The organism is Anoxybacillus sp. J5B_2022, from assembly GCF_026847645.1.
Lineage (GTDB): Bacteria > Bacillota > Bacilli > Bacillales > Anoxybacillaceae > Anoxybacteroides.
The window spans coordinates 38,525-61,371 of record NZ_JAPSMC010000001.1; the positions used below are offsets into that span (position 1 = coordinate 38,525).

Below are 22,847 nucleotides of genomic sequence, written 5' to 3' on the forward strand. Positions count from 1 at the left end.
ACGGCTGGATTTTTTTGTTGACCGCTACTCGCTTTTCGTATCTTTTTTGACAATATCGATGATGTGCTGCCACGTCGACGGCTTTAATGCATCAAGCGGCTTGCCGTTGCCGAGTCCGCCGTAGCCGACCATCGCGCCGACAGCGGTGCTTACCACCATCAGCACGATGACGATGATAATCCTTAGCCAAATCGGAATGAGGCGTTTACGCAACCGTTTTTTGCGCCGCTCGGTTCGTTGTTCGGTCTGTTGTTCTTTCCATCGTTCTTCCGTCATACTTCTTTCTCCCCGTTATGAACGAACTCCGTTAATGAGCCCCATCATTTGATCGGAAATGGAGATCGACTTGGCGTTCATTTGGTAGGCGCGCTGCGTGATCATCAAATCGGTCATTTCCGTCCCTACATCGACGTTCGATTGCTCTAATGCTCCTTGCTGGACGTTAATTTGCGGCCGTAAATTTCCAACCATGTTCACCGCTACGTCCGCTTCTGGCACATTGAGCGCCGCTACGTCCGGAAGCGCATATAAATTGTCGCCAACTGACTCGAGAAGCTGTGGACGCACGATGTTCGTCACGCCAATGTCGGCCGTTTGCGCAACGCGGCCGTCTGGCGCGATCACACGGAGCGTACCAGTGTCCGTAATCGTAATGTCTTTAAACCCGTCCGGAATGACGATCGGCTCGTTGTTGCTGTTGAGGACTGGGTAGCCATCGGTTGTGACAAGCATTAACACATTCGGGTTCGTAGATGACGGAGTTAAGGAAAACGCGCCGTCTCTCGTATAGCGAATGGCCGTTGTTCCGTCCGCATTCTCGGCCAGCACGCGGAAAAATTGGCCTTCTTTCGTCAACGCCACGTCCAACATGCGCCCCGTTTGCATGAGCGGACCTTGCTTGAGAACGAGGTTCGTTTCCGCTAGCTTCGCTCCGACGCCGCGGCGGACGCCTGCTGGTGTTAGGCGAGCGGCTTGATCGTCCGGCAAATTGTCAAATTGTTGTACTAATAGCTCGCCAAAGTTTGTTTCGCGCCGTTTAAAGCCGGTCGTGTTGCTGTTGGCGATGTTGTTGCTAATGACGTCGAGCTGCTGCTGCAATTGGTTCATCGTATTGGCGGCGGTAATCATCGAACGTAACACGTTTCCATCCTCCCTGCTTCCGATTATCTTAGACGGCCGATTTCGTTAACGGCCTTGTCCATGCTTCGGTCGTATGCTTGTAAAATTTTTTGGTTCGCTTCAAACGCGCGGTACGCCGACAGCATATCCGTCATCGAACGAGCGACATCAACGTTCGAGCGCTCCAGAAACCGCTGCTTCAGTTCGTACGTGACGTTTGCGTTGCCAATCGCGCTCGGAAGCAGGCCGTTTTCGCTGCGGAATAAGCCGTTTCCTTCTTTCACGACCGCGTTCGGATTCGCCGCAAAAGCGACGTTCAAGCGGGCGACGCGAACGTTATTTTCGCGAATCGTGCCATCGGGCGCCACCGTAAAATCGGTGCCGGTTAACCGAATGCGGCTGTTGTTTTCATCGAGTACGTAAAACCCGTCGTTCGTCGTTAAATATCCTTCCGCATCCAACGTAAAATTGCCGTTTCTTGTATAGCGTACGTCGCCATTGGCATTTTGGACGACAAAAAAGAGCGCCCCTTTCCTGCCTGTTTCGGCATCGACCGGAACCGTTCCGTTGACTAGGGCGAGATCAGTCGGCTGCCCTGTTTCTTTTATATCGCCTTGCGAAAAATCCGGCACGAGTTCTTGCATATATACACCGGTATGGATCGGACCGATCGTCGTTGCCTTGAAAAACGAGCGCGGCTCTTTTGCCGGAATCGTTTCTTTCTCTAGGCGCGAAAGCAACAGCTCTGGAAAAGCGCGCAGCGCCGCTTCATCCGCTTTATATCCCGGCGTATTCGCGTTGGCAATATTGTTCGTTAACATTTCGACACGACGCTGCTCAGCAATCATGCCGGCAGCCGCTGTATAAAACCCACGCAACAAAGTCGTTCCCTCCGCTTCTTCGTCCATCCTTATTTTCTATTATACGGCAAATCAATAAAAAAGCGAATAGGTACGTTGAGGAAACGCTACCCATCCGCTTGGCGATTTATATGAACTTTTGCTTCGGTGCGCGGTCAATATTATCGAGCATAATGCCTGTTCCGATCGCGACGCAGTCCATCGGATTTTCGGCCACTAAAACTGGCACTTTTAATTCTTCAGCAAGCAATTGGTCAATGCCGTGCAGCAAAGCGCCTCCGCCGGTTAAAATGACACCGCGGTCGATAATGTCCGCCGACAATTCCGGCGGCGTGCGTTCGAGTACGCTTTTGGCAGCTTGTACAATGACGGATACCGGTTCACGAAGCGCTTTTTCAATTTCCGCTGAGCGAACGGTAATGGTGCGCGGCAAGCCTGTCACAAGGTCGCGGCCGCGAATGTCAATTGCTTCGTCGCGTGCGCCTGGGAATACGGTTGCCACTTTTATTTTAATTTCTTCCGCCGTCCGTTCGCCAATGAGCAGCTTATATTCGCGCTTGATGTAGTTTAAAATTTCCATATCGAACTTGTCCCCGGCCATTTTAATAGAAGTGGCGGTGACAATATCGCCCATCGACAGGACGGCAACATCGGTCGTGCCACCGCCAATATCTACGACCATATTTCCGCAAGGTTGGAAAATGTCCATTCCAGCGCCGATCGCCGCCACTTTCGGCTCTTCTTCCAAATATACTTTTTTGCCGCCGCTTTTTTCCGCTGCTTCTTTAATCGCTTTGCGCTCGACGGAAGTGATGTTCGTTGGGCAGCAAATTAAAATGCGCGGCTTGGCGAAAAAGCCTTTTAAATCGAGCTTATTTAAAAAGTGTTTCAACATGGCTTCCGTAATATCGAAGTCAGCAATGACGCCATCTTTTAGCGGCCGGATGGCAACAATATTCCCAGGGGTACGCCCGACCATTCGTCTTGCTTCTTCGCCGACAGCAAGCACTTTATTTGTATTTTTGTCAATCGCGACAACGGATGGTTCGTTGAGCACGATTCCTTTTCCTTTTACATAAATGAGTACGTTCGCCGTACCGAGATCGATTCCGATATCCCTCGCAAACATGTATAAGTTCCTCCTTGCTTTCCATCCATCGAATTGCTCCTAATTCATTATTTTATCATAGGATGATCGGAATCTGATACTATTTTTATGACAAAAAAGCAAGGAAGAAAAATTTATTGAATCGTTTCTTTTTTATACTTTTTCTTCGTGGCCTCCCCTCCGCGCAAATGACGAATGGATTTATGGTAATCGAGAATTTCTTTGACTTCATTCGCCAGCTCCGGGTTAATTTCCGGAAGTCGTTCGGTTAAGTCTTTATGAACCGTACTTTTGGAAACGCCAAATTCTTTCGCGATGACGCGAACGGTTTTCCTCGTCTCCACGATATACTTTCCTATCTTGATAGTACGCTCTTTGATGTAATCGTGCACACCACTCGCCCTCCCTAAGTTGGATGTGAGAAGTGTGAAATGAGACTCGTTTCGTCGGTGATCAAAAGCACTTCTTCTTGTTCATTTCGAAAGCATCTTTGGCTTTATTTTTACGCTATGGACGATCCCCACCTCAAACACTCCCGTTAGTTGATAAGTTTGTAACATTTTATTAAGCAAACGGGCCATATATGCCAGAAATATGAAGAAAAGCAACCGTTTTTTTTGCTTAAACAAAAAAAACGGCACCGAGTGCACTAGACTCGATGCCGCTTACATTTCGCTATGCTTTCGCCATTCCGATGGAGGAATCTGGCGCGTTGTAGGAAGCGTCTTGGTTTGTGTCGCTTTCATCCATTGATTGATCATCAGATGAAGATTTGTCTTGCGATTCGCCTTTTGTTGTGTTTTGTTTGTTTTCGTCTTGTGCGTTTTCTTTTTGTGCGTTGGACTCCGTAAGCGTTGTGACTGGTTTGTCGACATAGTCAAGCGGATTGACCGGCTTGCCGTTTTGGCGAATTTCAAAGTGGACGTGCGTGCCTGCTTCCTTGTTGAACGCGCTTTGTCCAGCTTTGCCGATGATTTGTCCTTGCTTAATCGTATCGCCTGCTTTTACTTCGACATTTGCGAGTGATTGATAGACAGTCACGACGCCGTTATTATGATCGATTTCGACGATATAGCCTAAAATCGGATCTTTTTCCGCCTTAGTGACCGTACCGCTTAAAGAAGCAGTAACGTCAAACGGCTGGCCATCTTTCATGACAAGGTCAATGCCGCGGTTTGGATGATACGTATTATTATAAAAGACGAGAGCTGCTTCTTGTTCTTCTTTGGATGCGGCATAATCGTAAAACGGCGTCTTAATTTCGACCGTATTTGGATCGAGCACCGGCATCGCCACATGCTCCACCGCTTCGTTGACCGGGATAGATTCGTCTTCTTTCGACGACGTACCCGGGGCATCTTGGCTATATTGGTATTCGTCTTTTGGCTTCGCATCATTGTTGTTTTGGAACCAAAGCACTCCCGCCAAAATAACAGCGGCACTCGTTAAATAGACAGCCGGAAATACCCAACGCTTTCTCAACGCACGTTTCAAACTTGGTTTCATTGGAGAAGATGGTTTCTTTTCTTCCTCTCTCATTGTTCATCACCTCAGCAACCATTTTGAACAGAAAGAGGAAAATCTATACATCAAAAAACACGTTTTTGTTTATTTTTTGAAAAAAAAACGGCATTTTATGCATAAAAAAGCGGCTCATCGACGAGAGCCTGCTATTTTTTCGCCGTCAGCCGGTTTAAAAACGCGGTGGCGGATGAAACGGTGACGCCGCGGTAATAATATTTGACGATATCTTCATACGTTTTTCCTTGCTTCGCCAAAAAGTTCGCCCCATATTGGCTCATGCCGACGCCGTGGCCGTATCCTTTCGTCGTAATGACGATGTCGTTCCCTTTACGCACCCATGTAAAGTCCGTCGATTTTAAATCGAGTTTTTCCCGTATTTCTCTTCCTTTCAACCGCTTTCCGTTAATTTCGACGACATCGACCCGCTTGCCCGGCGTCCGCGACAAAATGACGCCAACCGATCCGTCGTTCGGGAGCTTGACCCCTAATCGTTGTTCAAATTCCGCTACGGACATCACCGTTTGATGATAAAATTTTGGCGATTTTTCGTCCCACGGGCTAGCGACGCTTTTTAAGTACGGAAAGTCGTTTTGCCAGTACGCCTCCGAGTTTTCGGTAAACCCGTTGCTCGTTGAGAAAAACGCCGCTTCAATCGGAGCATTGTTGTACGTAATAATTTGCCCTTGCGTTGCTTGAACGGCCTCGATGATTCGCTTCATTTTCCAGTCGTAATCCGCTCCCCATCGCTGCTTTAATTCCTCATCGCTATAGTACACTTGATGCATAATCGTATCCGTCACGTTCGCGCCTTTTGGGAGCTGGATCGGCTGGTCGTTCAGCATTTGCTTGACAATGTACGTTCGGGCAGTCAGCGCCTGCGCTTTTAACGCCTCGAGCTCAAAATCAGCCGGCATTTCAGCGGCGACGACTCCTACGACGTACTGTTCGAGCGGGATATGCTCGATTCGTTTTTCTTTGCTTCGATACACGGCTACTTCGACATCTGGCCCCGCATTCTTTAGTTGCACGCGTCGTTGATTTTGCAGCGCTTCTGCCAACGCCCCGCCTGTTTTTTCATGGAAGGGGATGACGAGCAATGTCGGGATGAGCAACACCACAATGAATAAGAGAGAACCTAGTGCGAGGAATAGTTTGAGACGTTTCATTTCCGCGCCCCCCAATATGCAGTTTTCAAGCGCCAATTTGCTTGCATCATCGGCAAACACGTTTGCCCGCTCGTTATTACATAGTGTATGGGGGTGGACAAGTATATATGACAAATTGTTTGTGGGAAGAAAATCGGCAAAAAAAAAGAACTCGTTTGTGAGTCCGATGTTGTCATTGAATTCTAGAAGCCAATAGCTCGATGACTTCTCGATGTTGTTCGTCGACCCGCTCTAAATGTTTGAAATGGCTTCTCATCTCGGTTTTCGTATTTTCTATTTCGCGCATTAGACTACCATAATAAAACGCAAGCTCTTTCCGCATTTCGTGCTGCTCGGTCGCTAACGTCTGAACCGTTTGGTCCATTTGATGAACTTTTTCGTTCGTTTGTTGCAGTTGTGTAGCTACTTGTTCTACTCGTTCGTTCGTCTGTTGCAATTGCGTAGCTACTTGTTCTACTCGCTCGTTCGTCTGTTGCAATTGCGTAGCTACTTGTTCTACTCGTTCGTTCGTCTGTTGCAATTGCGTAGCTACTTGTTCTACTCGCTCGTTCGTCTGTTGCAATTGCGTAGCTACTTGTTCTACTCGTTCGTTCGTCTGTTGCAGTTGTTGATCAAGCTTTTCTACTTTTTCATCCGTACGTTTTAGCTGCGCTCCTAATTTCTCTACTTTTTCGTCCGTCTGTTGCAACTGCACTGCCAGCTGTTCTACTCGTTCGTTCGTTTGCTGGAGCTGTTGTTCAAATTTTTCTTGTTTAGCAGCTAGCGCGTTGATCTCTTGGCGCATCACTTGTTGCTCCGACGCTAAAGCGCGGATATCTTTTCTCATTTCATTTTGTTCTTTCCGAAAAGAACTCATTTCGCTTTCTAACCGATCAAAGCGCTTATTCATTTGCTCCATAAACTGCTGAAGCAACGCTTCCATCCAATCCCTCCTCTCCGATAGGCATTTTTCTTTTTATTTTATCACAACTTGTCTATTTTTGTAAAAAAGAAAAAACGACCTTCCGTTGCTTTTTGCAACGAACGGTCGCTTTCGTCATTAGTTAAGGTCGGTTACTTTTGCCGCTTCCCATACCGTTTCTTCTTCACGGACGCGCTCAATGTCTGCGCCAAGCGCCGCAAGCTTCTCATGGAAGCGGACGTAACCGCGGTCTAAATGCTTCAATTCGGTCACCCGCGTATATCCTTCGGCGACAAGCCCTGCCAAAATTAACGCGGCAGCTGCGCGCAAATCAGTGGCAGCCACTTCCGCCCCTTGCAAATTGCAAGGACCGTTAATGATGACCGAACGCCCCTCAATTTTAATATCGGCGTTCATGCGTCGAAATTCTTCGACATGCATAAAGCGGTTTTCAAATACCGTTTCCGTAATCATGCTTGTGCCTTCTGCTTTTAACAATAACGCCATCATTTGCGACTGCATATCGGTCGGAAACCCTGGATGCGGCATCGTTTTAATATCAGCCGCTTTTAATTTTTCCGGGCCGATGACACGAAGGCCATTTTCTTCTTCAACAACCGTCACGCCCATTTCCTCGAGCTTCGCCACTAACGAGCTTAAATGCTCAGGAACGGCTCCTTGAACGAGAACGTTGCCGCCCGTAATCGCCGCTGCGACCATGAACGTACCTGCCTCAATCCGATCAGGAATGACCGTATGCACCGCTCCGCGCAAACTCGATACACCTTCAATCCGGATCGTGCCCGTTCCAGCTCCGCGTACTTTTGCTCCCATCGCGTTCAAAAAGTTCGCCAAATCGACGATTTCCGGCTCTTTAGCGCAGTTTTCGATCACCGTTGTTCCTTCCGCCAGCACAGCGGCCATCATAATATTTTCCGTCGCCCCTACACTCGGGAAATCGAGATAAATTTTCGCCCCGCGAAGCCGGCCGTTCACCTCGGCATCAATAAATCCGTTTCCGACCTTCACGGAAGCGCCCATCGCTTCAAAGCCTTTTAAATGTTGATCAATCGGCCGCGAGCCAATCGCACAACCGCCTGGCAATGCCACGCGAGCGCGGCCTTTCCGCGCAAGCAACGGCCCCATCACCAAAACGGAGGCGCGCATTTTGCGTACATATTCAAACGGGGCTTCTAATTTTAGCTCTCGGGATGCATCTACAACAACGCGGTTTCCTTCCATCGTGACATCTGCGTTTAAATAACGCAGCACTTCCGTAATTGTATATACATCGGAGAGAGCAGGAACGTCATGAATGACACTTTTTCCTTCACTTGCTAATAAGGTTGCGGCGATGACAGGTAAAACGGCATTTTTCGCTCCTTCGACTTTTACGGTGCCGCTTAACCGGTTTCCGCCACGGACGATGATTTTTTCCAAGGTATTCCCCTCCGCGTCCAAATTCTCTATATTAATATTCAATTGTAATGATCGGGGTTCCAACGACAACAGTCGTTCGGCCGCCCAATCCCGTCTTTCTCAACGCTAGCTGAATGTTCATTGGATGTGTTTTTGTCGGAAGAACGTTCTCCCACTGCCTAGTATATGCAGAAACGGAAACAAACGCTTCTTCCGTAAGCGCCTCGACGGGCGCGGCGTTGAATGCATGTAAAAGATGGTAAGCTTGTTTTAACAAAACACCTTTCATCTTACCATTGAATTCCCCTTTTACACAAGAGAAAAATGCAGGCTGTTTCGTAAAGAGTTGTGATGATCTTTGGCTTATGATTTGACCAATGTTTTTTTGCACTGTTTCGCTCCAACCAAATCCCTTTAATTCATAGAGGATATACGTTTGGGGCTGTTTGTTTGCAACAGTAGTGACGAGTTGAATTTTTTCTTGCATAGAGGAATGTTCATTGATGCCTGTCGCTCGTTGAACATGTTGATCCGCTTCGACGACCCATTGAAACGTTGGAAATGTCCGTTTCAGCTCGTCCACTTTTTTTGTAAAAGCGGAATCATTTTTCATCGTTTGGGCATACTCTCTTGTGTAAATCGTCCATTGCTCGATCGATGCACCATTTTTTTGTAACACAAGCGCTATTGTTTTCATCTCTTTCAGCGGCTCGTTCCCCTGCACTTTGCTGAAGGAATAGCCAATTACTAAAACAGCAACCATCATCGTCATCCATATTTTTTTCTTCATTCCGTTTCCCTTCCTCTCCTTAGCTGTTATTGTTGCCAGATTGACACCGAACATACACGAAAACGCTCGACAAAATCGGAGAGGAATTTTTTCTTTTTTGACAAAAAACGGGACGATTACTCGCCCCGAAAGAGAAACGGCAGTTGCTTCGACCAAAGAAGATAGTCGAGAAAAAAGTTGCTGACGGTCGAGCCAATGGCGATCGTCAATAATATATAAAGCACGCGGGCTTGTAGCACGCGATTTGGCTTCAATAGCTTCTCGACATGAACGCCTTGCAGCGTCCACCATGTGAGCGCGATAAAGACAAGATGCGAAATAATGCTAAGCAGCGCTTGCTGCCCGACACCCGTCATCATCTTCCATTCCTCCTTTCCGACGAAAAAACGAAGGGAGAGTCCCCCTTCGTTAGCGGAGAAAATCACTAAAGTGTTGGAATTGGTCTAAAAAGTGATACAACAGTCCCGGCATGACGCCGAATACGAACGTCCCGAGCGCGCAGACAGTGACGACAATCGTCACGCCAAGCGGTACGCGTAACGGCTCGTGATGCGCCGCCGGCCGGAAAAAGATTTGCGTAAACAATCCGAAATAATAGACGTACGAAACGACCGTTGTTGCAATCATGATCGCAGCGAGCACGTAATGCGCCGGTTCCGTTGCGAACGCCCCTAAAAAGATGTGCACTTTCCCGATAAATCCAGCCGTCCCTGGAATGCCGGCGAGCGACAAGACGAACAACCCCATCATGATCGCTAACAGCGGATTCCGGCGATATAACCCGGCGAATTGGCTAATGTCTTCTGAGCCGGTCTGATCAGTGACCGTTTGTAAAATCGCAAATGCGCCTAAGTTCATCAACAAATACGCCGCTAAATAAAACCACATCGAATCGACCATCACCCACGACATCGCCGCAAACCCGACCAATAAATAGCCGGCATGGGCAATGCTCGAATAGGCAAATAATCGTTTGACGTTCCGCTGTTTTAATGCAACCGTGTTTCCGATCATCATCGTTGCTCCGGCCAAAAAGGCGATGTAATCTTGCATCGATAAAAGCATCGATGACGGCTCTTTTCCTTGCGATAAAGCCGCGGCAAAAATCGAGATAAATAAACGTAGCACGATCACAAATCCGGCGGTTTTCGATACAACGCTCAAGAAAGCGGTCACCGGTGTCGGCGCCCCTTGGTAGACATCTGGCGCCCACATATGAAACGGTACCGATGCCAATTTAAACGACAAACCGACAAGCATCAGTAAAAACGCTAACGCTAACATATATTGATGTCCGCTATCTTGCAACGTGCTTAGCTGCATCGCAATTTTTTTCAAATTTGTCGAGCCGGTAAGACCGAAGACGTAGCTCATCCCGAACAGCGTAATCGCTGTCGAAATGCCGCCGTTAATGACATATTTCATCGCCGATTCGTTCGACAAATGATGCGCTTTGCGCAATCCCGCCAAAATATACGACGAAATCGACAGCAACTCCAACCCGACAAATAGCGTAATTAAATCGCCGCTCGATGTCATCATCATCGCGCCAAGCAGCGCCGTCAAAAACAAGTAATAAAACTCGCCTTGATATTTCACGCCTTCTTTCGGCTGATAGTCCATCGCAAGCAATAACACGAGTGCAGCGCCCGTCAATAATAGAAGCTTAAACGCTTTTCCGAACGCATCTAAGCGGAACGTATCATATAAAATGGACGTTGTACCCACCGACAATAACCCTGTTAACGAAATGATCGCCACAACGACACCAGCAACGGCAAACCAGCCGAGCGGGCGGCGGTTTTGGTCGTTCGGCATGAACAGGTCGATAAGTGAGAGCGCGGTTGCCACGCCAAGAATGATGAATTCCGGCGCCATCACTCCCCATTTATAGTGCAATAACGTTTCCCATGTCATGCTCTCACCCTCCTAACCCGTTCATCATCGTTTGAATCGTCGCCTCGAGCGACTGGGCTAACATGTCTGGATAAACACCGATTAAAATGATGCAGCCCATTAAGATGAGCACGGGAACTAACTCCACTGTGCGTATATCTGCCACTTCCGTCACATTGTGCGTTGTCGCGCCGTACGTCATGTTCAACACCGCCCGCAATAAATAGACCGCCGTCATAATAATACCGAGCGTCCCGACCGCAGCGATCATAGGCTCAGCTTTAAACAAGCCTAAAAACGCGGTAAACTCACTAATAAAGCCAGACATGCCCGGCAACCCTAGCGACGCCATCGCTCCTGCCAATAAAAAGCCGGAAACGAGCGGCATCGCTTTCGCTAGCCCTCCTAAACGGTCAAGCATCGTCGTATGCACCCGCTCGTACATAATGCTGACAAGCAAGAACAGCAGCGCGGAAATTAACCCGTGCGAAACGACTTGGAAAATCGCTCCTTGAATGCCAGCTTCATTTAACGCTCCGAGCCCGATCAACACAATGCCCATATGGGAAATACTAGAGTACGCCAACACCATTTTAAAGTCTTCTTGGACGAAGGCAAGAAACGCTCCATACAGTAAGTTAATGACCCCTAAAACGGCGATGAATGTCGCTAAGCGTTCAAACTGCTCCGGAAATAATCCCATTCCGAACCGGATCAAACCGAACGCCCCGATTTTTAACAGCACGCCAGAGTGCAACATCACAATCGATGGCGGCGCCTGTACGTGCACGCGCAACATCCAGCTATGAAGCGGCACGATCGGCAGCTTGACGCCAAAAGCAATAAGAAGCGCAATGAACAACCCGTAGCGCAAATCGTCAGAAATCGGTGCGAGCATTTGCGCTGCTCCTTGTGGATCGCGCAACATGTCTTGCAGTGCCGCAATGTTCGATGTGCCGGTGCGGGCGAATAAGATTAAAATGACGAGCAATAAAATCGCCGAACCGATTCCGTTATATAACAAATAGCTGTATGCCGCTTTTTCTTTTTCGAAATAGCCCCATTTTCCGATTAAAAAGAACATCGGAACGAGCGTGACTTCAAAGAAGATAAAGAATAGCAGGAGATTTCCGGCCGCAAAAACGCCGAGCATGCCGATTTCTAACAACAAAAACAGCATGAAATACCCTTTCCATTCTTTTTTAATATGAATGGAAGCGATCGCCGCGAGCGTCGCTAACAGCGCGGTGAGGACGATCATCACAAGGGCAAAGCCGTCCACATTCAGCTCGTACGGAACGGAAAAGGCTGAATCAGGCAAAAACGAATACTTGCCAAACTGAAGCCACGCATGCTTTTCGGCGAGCCGGCTGAGGTCATAGCCTCGCAAATATTGTCCGAACGCAAACAGCGCTAAAAGGAGCGACGGCAGCGTCGCCAAAAAGCCGAGTAGTTTAATCGTCTGCTCTTGTGTCTTTGGCACGAACGCTAACAATACAATACCGAGCAGCGGGGAGAAAACGAGCAGCGAAAGAAAATACGTGTCATTCATTATAAATACCCCCCTGTGAACGCAAGAATGACGACAAGAATCGTCAAGCCGATAAATGTCACCGCACCGTACATTTGAACTTGGCCGTTTTGCAGTCTTGAGCCGATCGTTCCGATGGCTTTCGTGAACGACGCGATCAAGCTAGCCAATCCTTCAACGATAAAGCGGTCGACATATTGTAGAAATAAGCTGAACACTTTCGTCGCATAGCCGACAGTAATCATGTAAAATTCATCGATGTAATATTTATTTAGCAACACATTATACGTAATCGGCGCTCTCGAGCTGAGCCAATCTCTTGCAAGCGATTTTTTGCTATACATAAGCCACGCCAAAAAAATGCCGGCTAACGATACAGCGGTCGCCACGACCATAATCCACGCTGGCGCTTCTTCGTGCGCACCGCTTTCCCCGGTGAGAAAATCGCCTAAAAACGTGCCAAACCACGGCGTGTTCACGTAACCGGCCACGACCGCTAATACACCGAGTACAACCATCGGCACCGTCATCACCGCTGGCGACTCATGCACATCGTGCGCTTCCCCGCGCGTTTCTCCGCTAAAGACAAGGAAAAATAAGCGGAACATGTAAAACGCGGTGAAAAACGCTGCGATAACGGCTAGCCAGAACAAGACCGGATGCCCATGTGTCCAAACAGCGACTAAAATTTCGTCTTTACTGAAAAAGCCGGACAAGAGCGGGACGCCGCTAATCGCCAATGTACCGATAAGAAACAGCGGTGCGGTCAACGGCATTTTGCGCCAAAGTCCGCCCATTTTCTCAATATCTTGCGTATGGACGGCATGAATGACGCTTCCGGCCGCTAAAAAGAGCAACGCTTTGAAAAATGCGTGTGTCGTTAAATGGAAAATTCCAGCCACATAACCACCTGCACCGAGCGCGAGCATCATATAGCCGAGCTGGCTGACCGTGGAGTAGGCAAGCACGCGTTTAATATCCGTCTGCACTAAGCCGATTGAAGCGGCAAAAATCGCCGTAAATCCGCCGACGACCGCGACGGTAAGCATCGCCGTTTCGCTCGCTTCGTAAAGCGGGAAAAGCGAAGCGACTAAGTACACCCCCGCTGCCACCATCGTCGCGGCATGGATGAGCGCCGACACCGGCGTCGGACCTTCCATTGCGTCTGGAAGCCACGTATGGAGCGGGAATTGACCGGATTTACCGACCGCGCCGACGAAAATCAAAATCGCCGATAACGTCACAAGCGTGTTAGACAATTTGCCTGCGTTGACCGCGGCGAAAATGTCGTCATATTGGAAGCTTTTCGTTTGCCAAAACAGCAAAATCATGCCGATCAATAAACCAACATCACCGATGCGCGTCATAATAAACGCTTTTTTCGCTGCGGCTTTCGCTTCTTCCTTATAGAAATAGAAACCGATCAATAGAAAGGAACCGAGCCCGACTAGTTCCCAGAAAATGTACGTTTGCAATAAGTTGGCAGAAAGGACAAGCCCGAGCATCGCAAACGTAAACAAGCCTAAATACGCGTAAAACACTGGAAACCGTTCGTCGCCGTGCATATACCCTTTCGAATACATATGTACAAGAAAGCTAACGAGCGAAACGACGACGAGCATGAGCGCATTTAACGGAGTGACGGCAAAGCCAGCCGTTATGTCCATCTTGCCGATCGTAAACCAGACGTGCGTTGCTTCAAATGTCGGTTGGTTAAAGCGCGCAACTAATACAGCGACTGCGACGAGGAACGAAAGAAACGTCGCCGCCATGCCGACATAGGCGCTTGCTTCTTTCAGTCGTTTTCCGACGACAAGCAACAGCAAAAAGGAAAGAAGCGGAAAAAGCGGTATAATCCAAGCATTTTCCATCATGAATATCACAATCCCCTTTTTGTCAAAGGGCCGTTAGCCCTCCGTCATTTTCAACCTCTTGAATGTTTTTTCCAGCTTCTCGCATCGCCAGCCATCAAACGGCGGCCGCTTCGAGAGCTCCCATTAATGCTTCATCGAATCGATTTCGTCAATATTCACCGTTTTCCGGTTGCGGTAAAACGCCATTAAAATCGCAAGCCCGACCGCCGCTTCCGCCGCGGCAACGGTAATCGTAAACAGCGAGAAAATTTGCCCTGTAATACTTGGATTGACGCCGTATTTGCTGAAGGCGACGAGGTTAATGTTCACCGCATTGAGCATCAGTTCAATGCAAATGAGCACAATGACCGTATTGCGTTTCGTCAACGCTCCGTACAATCCGATGCAAAACAACATTAACGCTAGCACAAGGTAGGCAGACAATGGAACTGTACTCATGATTTCGCCTCCTCGTCTTCTTTTTTCGCCAGCACAATCGCACCGACTAGTGCGACAAGCAAAATGACCGATGTAATTTCAAATGGAATGATGTATTTGGAGTAAAGCGCGATCCCGATTTGCTCCGTATTTTTTTCGTGGAGATGCGCTGCTTGTTCGCCAAAGTTTAAGCGGTAAATGCCGATATATACCGCAGCGCCAAAGGCGAACACCGCAAGCGCTGTGAGCGCTTTTCGCAAACCTCCCCCTGTTGTCGTTTGTCCTTCTTCTTTCGGGCGCGTCAACATAATACCAAACAGCATGATGATCGTAATCGCGCCGGAATAAATCAACACTTGCACCGCAGCGACAAACTCTGCTGATAGTAGAACGTACAAACCGGCGATGCTGACAAACGTAAACACGAGCGAAACGAACATATGCATCACTTTCGTTGTGTTTAACATGAGGACGCCGCCGGCAATCGCGACCAATGCGAGCCCTAAAAACGCGACATATTCTCCGCTCACGGTTTATTCCCCTTTCGCACATTCGTATCGTTTTCATCGAGCCATTCTAAGTTTTTAAACAGGGCATCGCGGCTATATTCCGCCAATTCAAAGTTGTTCGTCATCACAATCGCTTCCGTCGGGCATACTTCGGTGCAAAGGTCGCACAAAATACAAATTTCAAAATTGATGTCATACGTGTCAATGATTTTTCCTTTTTTCGTCGGATCAGGATGTTTTTTGCCGGTCAGCTGAATACAGTTCGTCGGACAAATCGCCGCGCATTGGTTACAGACGATGCATTTTTCCGGGTAAAATTTTTGAATCCCGCGAAACCGGTCCGGAAGCGCGAGCGGCTCATTCGGATAGTCATACGTAACTTTTTGTTTCGTTAAGTTTTTCAGGGTGTACTTTAACCCTTTCGCTAAGCCGAGCACGATGCTCCCCCCTTTTTAAAAGAATACGCTTTTAATGAGCGCGGTAAGAAAAATATTGGCCAATGCGACTGGAAGCAATACTTTCCAACCAAATTCCATTAGCTGATCCGCACGCAACCGCGGGAACGTCGAGCGGAACCAAATTAAGACGAATACGACAAGGCTAAATTTTAACGAGAACCAAACGGCTCCCGGAATAAAATCAAGGAACATGACCGGTTGCCAGCCGCCTAAAAAGAGGACGGTCGTGAGCGTCGCCATCGCAAAGAAATAGACGTATTCCGCGAGCATAAAAAACGCCCAACGAAATCCGGAATATTCGACGTGGAAGCCGGCGACAAGCTCTGACTCCGCTTCTGGCAAGTCAAACGGCGTCCGGTTCAATTCCGCGACTGACGCGATCAAAAAGACGAGAAACCCGATCGGCTGAACGAAAATGTACCATACGTCCTTTTGCGCTTCGACAATGTCGTTTAAATTAAGGCTTCCGGTTAACAAAATGACACCGAGCACCGACATGACGAGCGGAATTTCATACGAAATCATTTGCGCCGCGGCCCGCATGCCGCCGAGGAGCGCATATTTGTTGTTGGACGCCCACGCACCTGTGACGACCCCGACCGTCGTCAAGCCGGACACTGCAATATAGTAAAGCAAGCCGACGCCGATATCGGCAAACTGCAACGAATCGGTAAACGGCAATGTCGCCAACACCATAAACGCTGGGGCGAACGCAATGACTGGGGCGATGATAAACAATGGTTTATCGGCCGCTTTCGGAATCGTATCTTCTTTTAAAAGAAGCTTCAAAACGTCGGCGACCGTCTGCAACAGCCCCCACCGTCCGCCGACTTGGTTCGGACCGATCCGCCCTTGCATAAAGCCCATGACTTTCCGTTCTGCCAAAATGCCGTACGTAACAAATCCTAAAACAATAAGCAATAGCAACGTCCCGAGTCCGAAAAAGATCGCGACGTTCGTCCAACTCGGCGCCGAGCGCAACAATTGTTCCATCAACCATCAACCTCCCCGAGCACAATATCAATCGCTCCAAGAATCGCAATTAAGTTCGCAATGTTTTCCCCTTGCAATAGTTTCGGGAGTATTTGCAAGTTATAAAACGATGGTCGACGGAACTTTAGGCGATACGGTTCTTTTTTTCCGTCGCTCGCAATATAGCAGCCGATTTCGCCACGCGGCGATTCGATGCGGACGAACGCCTCTCCCGGCGGCGCTTTAATGATGCGCGGTACTTTTGCCATAATTTCGCCGTCTTTCGGAAACTGCTCACATGCTTGCTCAATAATTTTTAACGACTCTTCGATTTCCGCCAACCGGCATTCATATCGTGCGAAGCAGTCGCCTTCTTCGCGCACAGGTACGTCGAAATCGAAACGATCGTAAATGGAGTATGGCTCGTTTTTGCGGAGATCCCATTTGACGCCGGTGCAGCGCAAATTGACGCCGCTTAACGAATAGTTAAGCGCTTCTTCTTTCGTATATTTGCCGACACCGATGACGCGATGGCGGAAAATTTCGTTTCCGGTGACAAGTTCGTGATAGCCGGCGAGCTGTTTGCGCATATATGGCACAAACTCTTTTACTTTCTCAATCCAGCCGTCCGGCGCATCCCATTTCACGCCGCCGACGCGCATATAGTTAAACGTCAGGCGCGCTCCCGATAGTTCGTTGAGCAAGTTAATAATCATTTCCCGCTCGCGGAACGCGTATAAAAATGGGCTAATCGCTCCGATATCTAGCAAATACGTTCCCCACCAAACGAGGTGGCTCGCAATCCGGCCAAGCTCCATCGCCAATACGCGCAAATATTCCGCGCGCTCCGGCACTTCAATGCCCATCATCGTTTCGACGGCATGGCAAATGACGTAGTTGTTCGTCATCGCTGACAAATAGTCCATGCGGTCGGTGTAAGGAATGATTTGTGTATATTGTAAATTTTCTGCAATTTTTTCCGTTCCTCGATGAAGATACCCGATGACCGGTGTAGCTTCTTTAATGATTTCTCCATCGATTTTCAGCACGAGGCGAAACACGCCGTGCGTGCTCGGATGTTGCGGTCCTACGTTCAACAACATTTCTTCCGTCCGAAGCATCAGCTACACCTCCATATCATACGGCTCGTAGTCTTTGCGGAGCGGATGGCCGACCCAATGTTCCCCTAAGAAAATGCGAATTAAGTTCGGGTGCCCTTTAAAGCGGATGCCTAATAAATCATACGCTTCGCACTCCGGCCAGTTCGCCCCTTGCCAAAGCGGAACGAGCGAATCGATTTCCGGCTGGTCGCGGTCGATTTTTACTTTTAAGGCGACCGGTTGGTTGTTTTTATAAGAATATAAGTGGACGTATACTTCCATATGCGTTTGGAAATCGGTTCCATGAAGCTCTGATAAATAGTCAAAGCCGAGCTGTTCGTTATATTTTAAAAACTGGGCGATTTTGTAGTATGTATCTTTTTTCGCGACCAGTGTCGGTACGTCTTTCGACAATCGATTAATGTAAGCGTCTTCTAATACATCTTCGCCGAGATGTTCTTTAATGACTTTGACGTATTTATCGAGAAGCGGCTTGTTTGGCGACGGGGTTTCCGCCTGTTTCGGCGCTTCTGTTTCACCGGCAGCCGCTCTTGCCTTCGCGGCGGCCGCTGCTTTGGCTTTCGCGGCAGCAATCGCCTTTGCTTTGGCGGCCGCTACGTCTTCTTCGCTAGCGCCCGCTTCCCCTTGCTGCTCTGCCAATGCTTTCGCTTTCGCTGCCGCTTTCGCCTTGGCAGCTGCAATCGCTTTTTGTTTTGCGAGTTCGAGATCGTCCGCTGCGCTTTCTTCGCCGCCCGTTTGTCCGACTTCTTGCGCCTTTTGTTTTGCCAGCGCTGCCGCTTTGGCTTTCGCTGCCGCCGCAGCTTTTTTCTTCGCAAGTTCCATATCGTCCGCCGCACTTTCTCCGCCGTCCGCTTGTTCGGCTGCTTTTTGTTTTGCCAATGCTGCCGCTTTGGCTTTCGCTGCCGCCGCGGCTTTTTTCTTCGCAAGTTCCATATCGTCCGCTGCGCTTTCTTCGCCGCCCGTTTGTCCGACTTCTTGCGCCTTTTGTTTTGCCAGCGCTGCCGCTTTGGCTTTCGCTGCCGCCGCGGCTTTTTTCTTCGCTAATTCTACGTCATCCGCCGCGCTATCGGCACCTTCCGCTTGTCCTGCTTCTTGTGCTTTTTGCTTCGCGAGTGCCGCCGCTTTCGCCTTCGCGGCCGCAGCCGCTTTCGCTTTTGCTAACGCGAGATCATCCGTTTCATCCGCTTTCGCTTCGAGCGCCTGTTCAGTTTGACCGCCCGCCTGTTTGGCAGCTAGACGTTCGCGCGCTAACTGCTTTGCCCGTTCGGCGGCTTCTTTTTTCAGTTGCTGTATATCTTTTTCCTCACTCATCGACTACAGCACCTTCTTTCCTGTCTTCGCTTCATAGCGGATTTTCTCTTTTAATTTATTAATCCCATAAATTAACGCAGCCGGGTTTGGCGGACAGCCTGGGATGTATACATCAACCGGTACGATTTGGTCGACCCCTTTGACAACACAATACGAGTTGACATACGGTCCTCCCGCCGTCGCACACGAACCCATCGCAATCACCCATTTCGGCTCCGGCATTTGATCGTACAACCGGCGAACGATTGGCGCCATTTTTTTCGTCACCGTCCCGGAAACGATCATCACATCGGACTGGCGCGGCGATGTGCGGAAGAATGAACCGAATCGGTCTAAATCGTAATGCGAAGAGCCGACGCCCATCATTTCAATCGCACAGCAAGCAAGCCCGAACGTCAGTGGCCATAGCGAATTGCTTCTCGCCCAAGCCTTCAGTTGTTCGAGCGTCGTTAAAAATACGTTGCGCCGTAATTCTTCCATCTCTTCCTCTGGCACATTCAGTAACTTTACATCCATTTTAACACCTTCTTCTTCCAAGCATACACGAGCCCAATGACAAGCATTGCCACAAAAATCAACATTTCAATAAGGGCAAACAAGCCGAGACGGTCATAAGCAACCGCCCATGGGTATAAAAAGACCGTTTCGACATCAAAAATGACAAACAACAGCGCAAACATGTAATAGCGCACGTTAAATTGAACACGTGAATCATGAAACGGCTCAATCCCGCTTTCATACGTCGTTTCCTTTGCCGCATTCGGCGCATACGGCCGCAAAAAGCGCCCTGCCGTCAACGCGACAACCGGAAGCAAAATTCCTAAACATAAAAAGACAAAAACGATTAAGTAGTTATTCAAATACACGTTAAGCAATGTTATGTCCGCCCCCTTTGTCGTTCGTATCCGCAAATTGTGAAAAATATCGCACAATTTCGGCTTGTAACCGATATCATTATAACATTTATATCCAGAGGTGTCGACAGAGCGACGAATTTTACTCGTAATAAATATCATTATAGTGTTAACGCATAACATCAACGGTTTGAAGGCATAAAAAAAGACAGGGAAACATTCCCCTGCCTTTTATTGTTTTCCGGCAATATCCAACCGGTTGAGGGCACGTCGTAAAGCGAGTTCCGCCCGTTTGAAATCAATGTCGTCCTGCTTCGCCTGCAAGCGCCGTTCCGCGCGCTCTTTTGCGGCTTTCGCACGGGCAACATCGATATCTTCCGCTCGTTCGGCCGCCTGTGCCAACACGGTCACTTTATCCGGACGAACTTCTAAAAAGCCGCCGCTGACGGCGATCAATTCCGTCTTCCCGTCTTTTTTCAGGCGCACCGCTCCGATTTCGAGCGGAGCGACAAGCGGAATATGCCCTGGCAAAATCCCGAGCTCGCCGCTTTTCGCCTTCGTGCTGACCATTTCGACGTCCGCTTCATAGACCGGGCCATCAGGAGTAACGACACTGACTTTAATCGTCTTCATACTAAAATCCTCCTATGTCCCTTGTTTAAACTTCTACGCCCATTTTTCTCGCTTTTTCCACAACTTCTTCAATGCGGCCCACTAAACGGAAAGCATCTTCCGGAAGATGGTCGTATTTTCCTTCTAAAATTTCTTTAAAGCCGCGGACCGTTTCTTTCACTGGCACGTAAGAACCTGGTTGCCCTGTGAACTGCTCCGCAACGTGGAAGTTTTGCGATAAGAAGAACTGGATGCGACGAGCGCGGTGAACGACGAGTTTGTCTTCGTCCGAAAGCTCATCCATACCGAGAATCGCGATAATGTCTTGCAATTCTTTATAGCGCTGCAACGTTTGTTGTACTTTACGCGCCACTTGATAATGCTCTTCGCCAACGATTTCTGGCGAAAGCGCACGAGATGTTGATGCAAGCGGGTCTACCGCTGGATAAATCCCCATCTCGGACAATTTCCGCTCTAGGTTTGTCGTCGCGTCTAAGTGCGCGAACGTCGTTGCTGGAGCTGGGTCTGTATAGTCGTCCGCTGGTACGTAAATCGCTTGAATCGATGTAACCGATCCAACCGCTGTCGATGTAATCCGCTCTTGCAATTGACCCATTTCTGTCGCAAGCGTCGGTTGGTAACCTACCGCTGATGGCATACGGCCAAGTAGCGCCGAAACTTCCGAACCCGCTTGCGTGAAGCGGAAAATGTTGTCGATAAAGAACAATACGTCTTGTCCTTGCTCATCGCGGAAGTATTCCGCCATCGTTAACCCTGTCAATGCGACGCGCATCCGCGCTCCAGGCGGCTCGTTCATCTGACCGAACACCATCGCTGTTTTGTTGATAACGCCGGAATCTTTCATTTCGTGGTACAAGTCGTTTCCTTCACGCGTACGTTCACCAACGCCTGCGAATACGGAAATACCGCCGTGCTCTTGCGCGATGTTGTTAATAAGCTCTTGAATTAATACTGTTTTTCCTACACCCGCACCACCGAACAGACCGATTTTTCCACCTTTAATGTACGGGGCAAGAAGGTCAACGACTTTAATCCCTGTTTCCAAAATTTCGACTTGCGTCGAAAGTTGTTCAAATTTTGGCGCTGGTCGGTGAATCGAATCGCGGCGCGCCTCCGCTGGAATTTCTTCGCCTAAATCGATCGGCTCCCCTAATACGTTAAACACGCGGCCAAGCGTGACGTCTCCAACCGGAACAGAAATCGGCGCTCCCGTATCGATGACTTCCATTCCGCGAATAAGACCGTCTGTTGAGGCCATCGCGATTGTACGAACAGTGTCATCCCCGAGGTGAAGGGCCACTTCTAATGTTAAGTCCACATCGACTTCGTTTTCGTTACGCGCTTTATGCTGAATTTTAAGGGCGTTGTAAATCGCAGGAAGATGTCCGCTCTCGAACTTCACGTCTACAACTGGACCCATAACTTGAAGAACGCGTCCTTTTGTCATCGTTTTCCCTCCTAACTTACTGCTTGAACGTCTCTACTTATTGCAAGGCGTTGGCTCCTGCCACGATCTCCGTAATTTCTTGCGTAATCGCTGCCTGACGGGCACGGTTGTATGAAAGCGTAAGCGTGCGAATGAGTTCTTTGGCATTGTCGGTTGCATTTTTCATCGCCGTCATCCGCGCCGCATGCTCACTCGCTTTCGCATCGAGCAACGCACCGTAAATTAAGCTTTCCGCGTATTGCGGCAACAACACTTCTAAAATTTCTTCTTGCGACGGCTCGAATTCGTACGATATCAATTTCTTGTTCGCTGCCAAATCCGTGAGCGGCAACAATTTCCGTTCTGTTACGTCCTGCTGAATGGCGCTGACGAAATGGTTGTAGTACATGTACAGTTCATCAAACGTTCCGTCCGCAAACATGTTGACCGTTTGATTCGCGATCGCTTTAATATCAGCAAACGATGGCTGATCTGGCAACCCTGTAATATGCAAAGCAACCGGGATGTTCCGCTTTTTGAAAAAGCTTAAGCCGATGCGACCAATCGCAATGATCGCGTATTCATCCGTGGATTTATGGCGCTCTTGAATCGTTTGATAAACGGTGCGTAAGACGTTGCTGTTATAAGCACCCGCAAGCCCACGGTCAGACGTAATGACTAAATAGCCTGTCTTTTTCACCGGACGTTTCACGAGCATCGGATGGTTGCTCGAACTGCCTAAGGCGATATTCGCCACGACCTCTTGAATTTTTTCCATATATGGAACAAACGACTTCGCGTTCGTTTCCGCGCGGTGCAATTTCGAAGCGGAAACCATCTCCATCGCTTTTGTAATTTGGCTCGTTTTTTTCGTCGAGTTAATTCGCGTCTTAATATCGCGTAATGATGCCAAAGGTTTTCACCACCTTTTTTGCGCTCAATCTATTGATAGAGACAA

General features: G+C 48.8%; 25 protein-coding genes. All 25 read right to left on the bottom strand.

What is annotated here, in order from left to right:
• Positions 1–24: 24 nt before the first annotated feature.
• The 25 genes from M4I42_RS00220 to M4I42_RS00340 all read right to left on the bottom strand — a co-directional run bounded on the left by M4I42_RS00220 (position 25) and on the right by M4I42_RS00340 (position 22,802).
• Positions 25–276, bottom strand: a complete 252-nt coding sequence (locus M4I42_RS00220; RefSeq protein WP_268850270.1) for a DNA-directed RNA polymerase subunit beta — start codon at positions 274–276, stop codon at positions 25–27.
• A gap of 15 nt (positions 277–291) precedes the next feature.
• Positions 292–1,140, bottom strand: a complete 849-nt coding sequence (locus M4I42_RS00225) for a flagellar hook-basal body protein (protein ID WP_268850271.1) — start codon at positions 1,138–1,140, stop codon at positions 292–294.
• Between the two features lie 23 nt (positions 1,141–1,163).
• Positions 1,164–2,000: a flagellar hook-basal body protein gene (locus M4I42_RS00230; RefSeq protein WP_268850272.1), complete on the bottom strand. Its 837-nt coding sequence runs from the start codon at positions 1,998–2,000 to the stop codon at positions 1,164–1,166.
• A gap of 106 nt (positions 2,001–2,106) precedes the next feature.
• Positions 2,107–3,108 (bottom strand): rod shape-determining protein, encoded by a 1,002-nt coding sequence (locus M4I42_RS00235; protein WP_268850273.1) that lies wholly within the window; start codon positions 3,106–3,108, stop codon positions 2,107–2,109.
• Positions 3,109–3,221: 113 nt separating this feature from the next.
• Positions 3,222–3,479: a sporulation transcriptional regulator SpoIIID gene (spoIIID, locus tag M4I42_RS00240; protein ID WP_027407999.1), complete on the bottom strand. Its 258-nt coding sequence runs from the start codon at positions 3,477–3,479 to the stop codon at positions 3,222–3,224.
• 283 nt (positions 3,480–3,762) lie between these two features.
• Positions 3,763–4,626, bottom strand: a complete 864-nt coding sequence (locus M4I42_RS00245) for a M23 family metallopeptidase (protein WP_268850274.1) — start codon at positions 4,624–4,626, stop codon at positions 3,763–3,765.
• Positions 4,627–4,757: 131 nt separating this feature from the next.
• Complete coding sequence (gene spoIID, locus M4I42_RS00250; protein ID WP_268850275.1) at positions 4,758–5,777, bottom strand: stage II sporulation protein D; 1,020 nt, start codon at positions 5,775–5,777, stop codon at positions 4,758–4,760.
• Between the two features lie 172 nt (positions 5,778–5,949).
• Positions 5,950–6,699, bottom strand: coding sequence for a hypothetical protein (locus M4I42_RS00255; protein WP_268850276.1), 750 nt, complete (start codon positions 6,697–6,699; stop codon positions 5,950–5,952).
• 117 nt (positions 6,700–6,816) lie between these two features.
• The gene (murA, locus tag M4I42_RS00260; protein ID WP_268850277.1) at positions 6,817–8,118 is read right to left on the bottom strand and encodes a UDP-N-acetylglucosamine 1-carboxyvinyltransferase; all 1,302 of its coding nucleotides are present in this window, start codon (positions 8,116–8,118) and stop codon (positions 6,817–6,819) included.
• A gap of 31 nt (positions 8,119–8,149) precedes the next feature.
• Positions 8,150–8,887, bottom strand: coding sequence for a YwmB family TATA-box binding protein (locus M4I42_RS00265; protein WP_268850278.1), 738 nt, complete (start codon positions 8,885–8,887; stop codon positions 8,150–8,152).
• Between the two features lie 116 nt (positions 8,888–9,003).
• Positions 9,004–9,246, bottom strand: coding sequence for a DUF1146 family protein (locus M4I42_RS00270; protein WP_268850279.1), 243 nt, complete (start codon positions 9,244–9,246; stop codon positions 9,004–9,006).
• A gap of 49 nt (positions 9,247–9,295) precedes the next feature.
• Entirely contained in the window at positions 9,296–10,804 is a 1,509-nt protein-coding gene (gene nuoN / locus M4I42_RS00275; RefSeq protein WP_268850280.1) for an NADH-quinone oxidoreductase subunit NuoN, read from the bottom strand.
• Positions 10,805–10,808: 4 nt separating this feature from the next.
• Positions 10,809–12,335: an NADH-quinone oxidoreductase subunit M gene (locus M4I42_RS00280; RefSeq protein WP_268850281.1), complete on the bottom strand. Its 1,527-nt coding sequence runs from the start codon at positions 12,333–12,335 to the stop codon at positions 10,809–10,811.
• The gene (gene nuoL / locus M4I42_RS00285) at positions 12,335–14,188 is read right to left on the bottom strand and encodes an NADH-quinone oxidoreductase subunit L (protein ID WP_268850282.1); all 1,854 of its coding nucleotides are present in this window, start codon (positions 14,186–14,188) and stop codon (positions 12,335–12,337) included. The genes M4I42_RS00280 and nuoL overlap by 1 nt, the downstream gene beginning before the upstream one ends.
• A gap of 123 nt (positions 14,189–14,311) precedes the next feature.
• Positions 14,312–14,626, bottom strand: coding sequence for an NADH-quinone oxidoreductase subunit NuoK (nuoK, locus tag M4I42_RS00290; protein WP_268850283.1), 315 nt, complete (start codon positions 14,624–14,626; stop codon positions 14,312–14,314).
• Positions 14,623–15,135, bottom strand: a complete 513-nt coding sequence (locus M4I42_RS00295) for an NADH-quinone oxidoreductase subunit J (RefSeq protein ID WP_268850284.1) — start codon at positions 15,133–15,135, stop codon at positions 14,623–14,625. Before M4I42_RS00295 ends, nuoK begins: the two co-directional genes overlap by 4 nt.
• Positions 15,132–15,551: an NADH-quinone oxidoreductase subunit NuoI gene (gene nuoI, locus M4I42_RS00300; RefSeq protein ID WP_268850285.1), complete on the bottom strand. Its 420-nt coding sequence runs from the start codon at positions 15,549–15,551 to the stop codon at positions 15,132–15,134. Before nuoI ends, M4I42_RS00295 begins: the two co-directional genes overlap by 4 nt.
• 15 nt (positions 15,552–15,566) lie before the next feature.
• The gene (gene nuoH / locus M4I42_RS00305; RefSeq protein WP_268850286.1) at positions 15,567–16,568 is read right to left on the bottom strand and encodes an NADH-quinone oxidoreductase subunit NuoH; all 1,002 of its coding nucleotides are present in this window, start codon (positions 16,566–16,568) and stop codon (positions 15,567–15,569) included.
• Positions 16,565–17,665, bottom strand: coding sequence for an NADH-quinone oxidoreductase subunit D (locus tag M4I42_RS00310; protein ID WP_268850287.1), 1,101 nt, complete (start codon positions 17,663–17,665; stop codon positions 16,565–16,567). Before M4I42_RS00310 ends, nuoH begins: the two co-directional genes overlap by 4 nt.
• Positions 17,666–17,668: 3 nt before the next feature.
• Entirely contained in the window at positions 17,669–18,976 is a 1,308-nt protein-coding gene (locus M4I42_RS00315) for an NADH-quinone oxidoreductase subunit C (RefSeq protein WP_268850288.1), read from the bottom strand.
• A 3-nt stretch (positions 18,977–18,979) separates the two neighbouring features.
• Positions 18,980–19,492 carry a NuoB/complex I 20 kDa subunit family protein gene (locus M4I42_RS00320; protein WP_268850289.1) on the bottom strand — a complete coding sequence of 171 codons (513 nt, stop codon included), beginning with the start codon at positions 19,490–19,492 and terminating at the stop codon, positions 18,980–18,982.
• On the bottom strand, positions 19,483–19,857 hold the full coding sequence (locus tag M4I42_RS00325; RefSeq protein WP_328284571.1) for an NADH-quinone oxidoreductase subunit A: 375 nt from the start codon (positions 19,855–19,857) through the stop codon (positions 19,483–19,485). Before M4I42_RS00325 ends, M4I42_RS00320 begins: the two co-directional genes overlap by 10 nt.
• A 204-nt stretch (positions 19,858–20,061) precedes the next feature.
• Positions 20,062–20,463 carry a F0F1 ATP synthase subunit epsilon gene (locus M4I42_RS00330; RefSeq protein WP_268850291.1) on the bottom strand — a complete coding sequence of 134 codons (402 nt, stop codon included), beginning with the start codon at positions 20,461–20,463 and terminating at the stop codon, positions 20,062–20,064.
• 25 nt (positions 20,464–20,488) lie between these two features.
• A complete protein-coding gene (atpD, locus tag M4I42_RS00335; protein WP_183183293.1) occupies positions 20,489–21,910 on the bottom strand; it encodes a F0F1 ATP synthase subunit beta in 1,422 nt (473 codons plus the stop codon).
• Between the two features lie 37 nt (positions 21,911–21,947).
• The gene (locus M4I42_RS00340; RefSeq protein ID WP_268850292.1) at positions 21,948–22,802 is read right to left on the bottom strand and encodes a F0F1 ATP synthase subunit gamma; all 855 of its coding nucleotides are present in this window, start codon (positions 22,800–22,802) and stop codon (positions 21,948–21,950) included.
• Positions 22,803–22,847: the final 45 nt, after the last annotated feature.